Below are 6,592 nucleotides of genomic sequence, written 5' to 3'. Positions count from 1 at the left end.
CTTCTTTGGAAAAGGAAAACTCGAAGCCACGTAAGTTGCGCCGGGAGGGTACCTTACAGAGTTTGATCCTTGCCTGTGTTGGGGCATCCATCGGTTCTGGATGGCTTTTTGGTCCGTTGTTTACAGCTAAAATGGCTGGCCCCTATGCCATTGGATCATGGATTATCGGGATGTTGGCGATTTTGTTGCTGGCAGTGGTCTTTGCCGAATTGGCACCGCTGATTCCCAAGGCTGGGGCTATCGTACATCTGGCAAATGTGGGTAATGGTCCTATCGTTGGCAACATGTGGACGTGGATTTTATTTTTATCCTACGCCACCATTGCGCCCATCGAGGTTACCGCGCTGCTCACCTATGCCAATAACTATTTCCCCTATTTTTTGCAGCCGCATAGCGATCTGCTCAGTACCCAAGGCTTTTTTTACGCACTCATTGCGCTGGCGTTTTTTGTGGCAGTAAATTTTCTCTCGATACGCTGGGTTCTGAACATAAATAATGGTGCCACCTGGTGGAAGATTGGCGTTCCGGTGCTCACTGGTGTCATTTTTGTCGTTCTCGGTTGGCATTCCGGCAATTTCCATGTCCAGACTGGCAACACCGGGAGCAACATTCAAGGCATGTTCGTTGCCGTTGCCACGGGTGGTGTTATCTTCTCTTTGCTCGGGTTTCGTCATGCCATCGATTTGGCGGGAGAAAGCAAAAATCCCAAGCGTGATCTCCCCTTGGCCACCATCCTTTCGGTACTAATTGCTGGCGGCATCTATATTCTCGTGCAGGTCGCTTTCATCGGCGCCGTGCGCCCCCAAGACCTCGCCTATGGCGGCTGGGAGCATTTGCATTTTCCTGGTATCAACGGTCCCTTCGCGGCGCTGGCCACGAGCATTGGTATTACTTGGCTGGCCGTTCTGCTCTATGCCGATGCCTTCATCTCGCCCGCAGGTACCGCACTGATCTACACCGCTACTTCCGCCCGGGTTACCTTGGCTACCGCCGAGAGCGGTGCATTCCCTAAGGTTTTGGGCAAGATCAATGGCCATGGCGTGCCTTGGACCAGTTTGATTCTGCTCTTTGTGGTGGGCGGCGTTTTCTTTTTACCTTTTCCTTCCTGGCAAAAAATGGTGGGCTATATTGCTTCCATGACGGTGCTGTCGTATGTGATCGGTCCAATAGCGCTTTTGCAGTTACGTAAGGCAATGCCGCAACTAGAAAGGCCTTTTACCTTGCCGGGGGCGCAAATCATTGCTCCTATTTCCTTTGTGGTGGGTACCTGGATCGTCTACTGGTCGGGTCTGCATACCCTCAATTTTATTTTTGGAACGCTTTTCGTGCTTCTCGGTCTCTATGCCTTGTGGGGACTGCTGCGCAAAGAGCCGATTCGCGACATGGGCTGGCAATACATGTGGTGGATCATCCCGTATTTTCTTGCCCTCTGGGGTACTGCCTGGATTGGGCCGAAATCTCTGGGTGGCGAAGGTTGGGTCGGTTTTTACCAAGGTATGGCCATCATTGCGGCAATCAGCTTGCTCATTTTCTATTGGGCGGTGCACAGTGCCGTCTCCGACAAGGAAATCCGCTTGTACATGCGTAATCTCGATAAACGCGGAGTAGGTGCACCGTGATGGATCCAGCGCTGGATCGTCCTGAGGTCGGTAAAAAGTGGGTAATCAAGATTGGCAGCAGCTTGCTGATGAACGGCATGGGACGTCTGGCGGAAGATCGTCTTGCCGAGTGGCTAACGCAAATCCAGTCGCTGCTGCAGCAAGGCTATCAGATCGTTTTGGTGTCCTCCGGTGCCATTGCCGTTGGTGCGCGCCGCATGGGCTGGCCCGGCAAGCCGACGCAGTTGGCAGACCGCCAGGCGGCAGCAAGTGTTGGGCAGTCGATCTTGATGCATGGTTATGAAAAAATTCTGCATCAGATCCAGCGTGAAAATTATCGTCCCCTACATTGCGGTCAGGTGCTGCTCACCCACGAGGAGCTGCGCAATCGCTCGCGCTATCTGAATGCCCGGGAGACCCTGCGTACTCTCATCGAGCATGGGGTCTTGCCCATCGTTAATGAAAATGACGCCATTTCGCACCGTGCCATCCAGTTGGGTGATAACGATACCCTGGCCGCCCTCGTCGCCAATCTCTGGGATGCCGATCTCCTCGTTTTGCTTACCGACCAGCGCGGTTTGTACGATGCCGATCCGCGCACCCATCCCGACGCCCAGTTCATCCATCGCGCCCGCGCCGGCGAGGCGCGCTTGGAGCGCTTGGCAGGTTCTGGCGGCTCCCTGGTCGGTACCGGTGGAATGCTCGCCAAGGTGAAGGCGGCGGCGCGAGCGGCACGTTCGGGAACCTCGACCATCATCGCCAACGGGCTCGAGGACCGCGTCATTTTGCGTATCGCAAACCAGGAGGCGGTCGGCACCCTGCTTGAGGCGAAGATTCCCGTGCTTGCCGCACGTAAGCGCTGGTTGTCGGATCAGTTGCGCGTGCAGGGCGAACTGCATCTTGACGCCGGCGCCGCTGCCGCCGTCGACGAAGAAGGTGCGAGCCTGCTGCTCTTTGGGGTGCGGGCGCAGCAGGGTGCCTTCCGGCGTAGCGATCTGGTGAGCCGTATCGACCCCACGGGTCGGGAAATTGCCCGCGGTCTGGTGACTCTCGATGCTCGTCTGCTCGAGCATTGCCGGGCGCAGCTAGCGGCTGGCGAGGAGGTTTCGGCAGATTGTCGCATCCTGATCCACCGCGACGATTTGGTACGTAGTCGCTGATCAGGACGATGCCGGTCCGTCGAGGGCCGGGGCACGCTCGGCAAAATGGATATCCTGCTGTTGATGAGCAAGACGGATGCCGTGCCGATGTAGGGCCTCGACCGCCCGTGCCCGCAGTTCGGTTTGAATCATGAAGCTATTGTTGCAATCGGCAATATACACCCGCAGGTAAAATACCAGTGCATTTTCCGTCACATCCAAAAGCAGGGCGGTGGGTGGAATGCCGCGCGGGTCGTCTTGCAGTACTTCGGGGTGCTGCTTACCCACTTGTTCGAGAATTTCCCGCACCTCGTCAATGTCGGAATCGTGATGTACGCGCAGCGGAATCATCAAGCGCAAAATATTATTGCTGTACGTCCAGTTGGTAACTTGGCCGGAGATCAGCTCGGAATTGGGTACGAAGACCTCGGTGCGATCAAAGGTAAGGATCAGCGTCGAGCGGATACTCAGGCGCTGCACATAGCCCTCAGTGGTGCCGACCTTTACCCAATCGCCCACACGAATGGGACGCTCGAGGAGAAGAATGATGCCCGAAACAAAATTATTGACAATGTTCTGCAAACCAAAACCAATACCTACTGATAAGGCACCAGCAATGATCGCCAAGTTGTGCAAGGCAACGCCGGCTGTGGAAAGGGAAAGTAATATGGCGACAATAAACCCAACATAGCGAAAGATCGCAAGAATCGAGTGCCGCGAACCGACATCGAAATGCCGAAAGATACCCCGCGCACCCGATAGCCGTTTTTGCAGCCATTGATTGACGTTGAATAGAAAAAAGAGCAAAAAAATGGCAATGAGCCAGCGGAATGGTTGAATATGAAAAGTGCCGATGTCGAAGCCATGAATGAAATATTGCCAAAAAATGGCAAAGCCACTGCGGCTCAGGCCCCAAGCCAGCAAAATGAGGATGAGTACCAGGCTCCATAACACGGTATGAGAGAATAGGCGTAACCAGGAGAGCCAAGAGCTTCCTTCCTGACTGAGCCCCAGGTGTTGGCGCAACAGGCGCGGCAAGTCGCCCTCGCCGTCTTCCTCGTTACCCCAAATATCGTCAATGAACCAAGCAATTACTCTAGCCACGAGTATGGCCACCAGGCTCAGCACAAAACCGTTGGTTAGATAATCTGCCAACGCCATAAAGCCAAAAAAATTCAGCAGAATCAGTACAAGCGCGGTACCGAACAAGACGAGTTGCAGCCAGCGGGTGTCCTTCAAAAAGGTGAAGCGTCGAGCGCGCCAGAGCACCCAGAGAACGCTACTGAGTATGGCGGTGTGGATGAGCGTGACGAGGGCGGTGTGGTGGTTGATGAGATCGCTGCCTTGAGGATCGAGATACTGATAGACCAATACCAAGGTCATGAAGGTGATGACAAAGCGTAGGGGGCGCCAAAAAACCCGTAGTAGCACCGCCTCCCGTTGAGCGCGGGCCGGAATGGTATTGAGGTGGCGCAGCATCGAACGGCTCAGCCAGTCGCTCAGGTAAAAAGCTGCTCCCGTGGTAGTAATGAGAATGGTGATGGGATAAAAGACTGAGAGGAGATAGCTGGCCAGAGCCCAGGCAAGGAGGGCTGCCAAAGGATAGAGTTCGCGCAAGGCAAATTGCGAGTGACGACGAAAAATTGCGGCGATGATGAACAGGGCAATACCAATCGCCATGGCGCCCTGAAATTCGGGATTGGAAAAAATGGCAGTTCCATCCGGGCGAACCCAGAAATTACGCTCCTGGTCCCAGGCCGTTTTATGGAGTCGAGAAAGCTGCGCAATCTGTTGCCAAAGATTTGGCCCGCGCTGCAACAGCTTGCGCGTATGGAGTTGCGTTTGTTTGTCGCGAATGTCGCCGAGAACGGTGCTTCCGCCAACATACAAGACCTTACAGGCCGCCAATTTGCCGCCCACCGCAATCTTTTCGGCGCTCAGTTGCTGGCGCAGCTCGGTCAGGCTGCTAGGTTCATCGGCTACCGGCGGGCCAACGATGGCGAGGGATTTGTCGAGATTGGCAAGGGAGGCCTCCTGGGTTTTGGTGCAGACGGCCGCATCTTGCACGATGCCCTGCACCTCTTGTTGCCACTGGCGCAACTGCCCTGCACCAACCGGCTGCGCGAGACCGTGGTGAATGCTGCGCAGCAGAGCGGCATCGTTGGCAAATTGCTCGCCCCCTGCCGCCAGCGCTGGGCTCGTTAGCAGCGCCAGCAGGAGAAAGAGCCAAGTACAGAGCAAGCGGCGCAGCATAGAAAGAGGAAATCTCCGGTTGGGGGTGGCTAGGTGATGGCGCGCCGTGCCCCATGGGTCAAAATGGGCAAGAGCATCCGTTGCAAGGTAGGTGGCAGGGCGATGGGTTTGATCAGCATTTTTACTGCCATCTCAAACGGATAATGACGCCGAATCCACACCGCCATACGTTTGCGAAAGGCACGAAACTCTGCCGCCGTAAACTCCTGGCCCGGGTTGCGCAGCTCATAGGCGCAGCGAATGGCAAGAAAACTGTCTTCCATGTCTGCCTCCGTTACCCGTTGCCAGAGGCTGCGCAGCACGCGCCAACGGGAGACTGCTTCGCTCGCTTGGTATTCGCGGAAAAAACGGAAAAAATATTTGTAATGATGCACCTCATCGGCCCGAATGTGGGCGGCAAGCTGCCGTAAAATAGGCTCTGGGCTAGCGTGCTGAATCATGGTGTAGAAACTTGCCGTGCCGGTCTCGACTACGCACCTTGCCGCCATTTCCAAGGCGGGGGTGGGGCCGAGTTGCTCCGTTTGGCAGAGGGGGGCGTAGGCATCTACGAAGCGTTGGTAAGCGGTATCCCAATCGAAGTCGGGCCAGACCGTCAGCACATAGGCTCGTAAGGCGCGCCCGTGCTGCACCTCCTCGTGTTCCCACTGATTTTGCAGCCATTGGCAGGCAGCTTCGTTGCCCGCGTAATAGCCGGCTAGATTGTTGGCATAAAGATCCGATAGGGTTTCGACGAACGAAGCACCGGCGAGCAAATAAAACCAGTCTTCTTCGTGGACGATGGCGGATTTGCGAACGCAGTCGAAAGGGATGTCCTGCAGGGACCAGCGAGGATGACGGCTTCCATCAGCCATGCAATGCAGCTCTCCTATTCCGTATTTTTACCTTTCCCGGGCGTAGTCAACGTCTGCATGACCCAAGCCAGCTTGCTGAAAAGCCTCTCGGCGTTTCAGACACTGCGGACATGCGCCGCAATGCTGCGCCCTTCCAAGCAGGCAACTGTACGACAAATTCCAGTCGACCCCCAAGTCTTGCCCGAGGGCCACCACTTCTGCCTTACGCAGATCCTGCAGTGGACAGAGAAGTTCCCGTTGCAGGGCGGCCAAGGCCTCGCTCAAGGGGTGCAGGAGCGCCGGGCGGGAGCTGGCATCGACCGCGGCGTCGTCGGCGGTAACGCCAATGCAAAGATAGCGCAAGCCCAGCGCCGCTGCGGCACTGCTGGCCACAGCCAAGGCAATGAGATTGCGATGCAACACGGGTACATGAAAACGCTGCGGGCGCAGTGCCCCAAGGGCGTTGCCGAGTTCTGCCATGGGCAGGCGTAGCGGCGCGCAACCGAGCCGGGCGCACTGGGCCTGCACGCGGCGCCACTCCTCGGCCGCAGCACGTTGGGCATAGTCGAGAAAGACAGGCTCCGGGGTATGCCCCACAGCGTCGAGTAGGCGCAGCAGGGTACTGCTCTCCACTCCGCCGCTCATCAACAACAGCACGCGTTGCGGGGCCTCTGCTGCATAAGTTCACAAACCTTTGGCACTTCTTTGGCGAGGGAGGAGTGCCATGCAGGTTCAACATGTCGGGTACCGGATCCGGGGGTTTTACCGGGTA

5 protein-coding genes are annotated in these 6,592 nt (G+C 56.4%); 2 read left to right on the top strand and 3 right to left on the bottom strand.

Going from position 1 to position 6,592, the window contains the following annotated elements:
• The first annotated feature begins 5 nt into the window (after positions 1 to 5).
• Positions 6 to 1,619: an APC family permease gene (locus RTI30_RS11620; protein ID WP_312263342.1), complete on the top strand. Its 1,614-nt coding sequence runs from the start codon at positions 6 to 8 to the stop codon at positions 1,617 to 1,619.
• Entirely contained in the window at positions 1,619 to 2,758 is a 1,140-nt protein-coding gene (proB, locus tag RTI30_RS11615; RefSeq protein ID WP_312263343.1) for a glutamate 5-kinase, read from the top strand. Before RTI30_RS11620 ends, proB begins: the two co-directional genes overlap by 1 nt.
• Here proB and RTI30_RS11610 read toward each other — a convergent pair whose 3' ends face one another.
• From RTI30_RS11610 to RTI30_RS11600, 3 genes are read right to left on the bottom strand one after another with little or no spacing between them, the layout of a single operon-like run.
• Positions 2,759 to 4,990 (bottom strand): mechanosensitive ion channel domain-containing protein, encoded by a 2,232-nt coding sequence (locus tag RTI30_RS11610; RefSeq protein WP_312263344.1) that lies wholly within the window; start codon positions 4,988 to 4,990, stop codon positions 2,759 to 2,761.
• 29 nt (positions 4,991 to 5,019) lie between these two features.
• Positions 5,020 to 5,841, bottom strand: coding sequence for a ferritin-like domain-containing protein (locus RTI30_RS11605; RefSeq protein WP_312263345.1), 822 nt, complete (start codon positions 5,839 to 5,841; stop codon positions 5,020 to 5,022).
• Between the two features lie 27 nt (positions 5,842 to 5,868).
• Positions 5,869 to 6,465 (bottom strand): 7-cyano-7-deazaguanine synthase, encoded by a 597-nt coding sequence (locus tag RTI30_RS11600; RefSeq protein ID WP_312263346.1) that lies wholly within the window; start codon positions 6,463 to 6,465, stop codon positions 5,869 to 5,871.
• Positions 6,466 to 6,592 lie beyond the last annotated feature (127 nt).

It is taken from the genome of Candidatus Igneacidithiobacillus taiwanensis (assembly GCF_031962545.1).
Taxonomy (GTDB): domain Bacteria; phylum Pseudomonadota; class Gammaproteobacteria; order Acidithiobacillales; family Acidithiobacillaceae; genus Igneacidithiobacillus; species Igneacidithiobacillus taiwanensis.
This window is presented reverse-complemented; position numbering and strand designations above follow the sequence as displayed.

What these genes read in the sequence shown, in the direction of transcription:
- proB (WP_312263343.1), top strand. Translation starts at nt 1,619, where the DNA reads ATGGATCCAGCGCTGGATCGTCCTGAGGTCGGTAAAAAGTGGGTAATC.
- RTI30_RS11600 (WP_312263346.1), bottom strand. Translation starts at nt 6,465, where the DNA reads ATGAGCGGCGGAGTGGAGAGCAGTACCCTGCTGCGCCTACTCGACGCT.
- RTI30_RS11610 (WP_312263344.1), bottom strand. Translation starts at nt 4,990, where the DNA reads ATGCTGCGCCGCTTGCTCTGTACTTGGCTCTTTCTCCTGCTGGCGCTG.
- RTI30_RS11605 (WP_312263345.1), bottom strand. Translation starts at nt 5,841, where the DNA reads ATGGCTGATGGAAGCCGTCATCCTCGCTGGTCCCTGCAGGACATCCCT.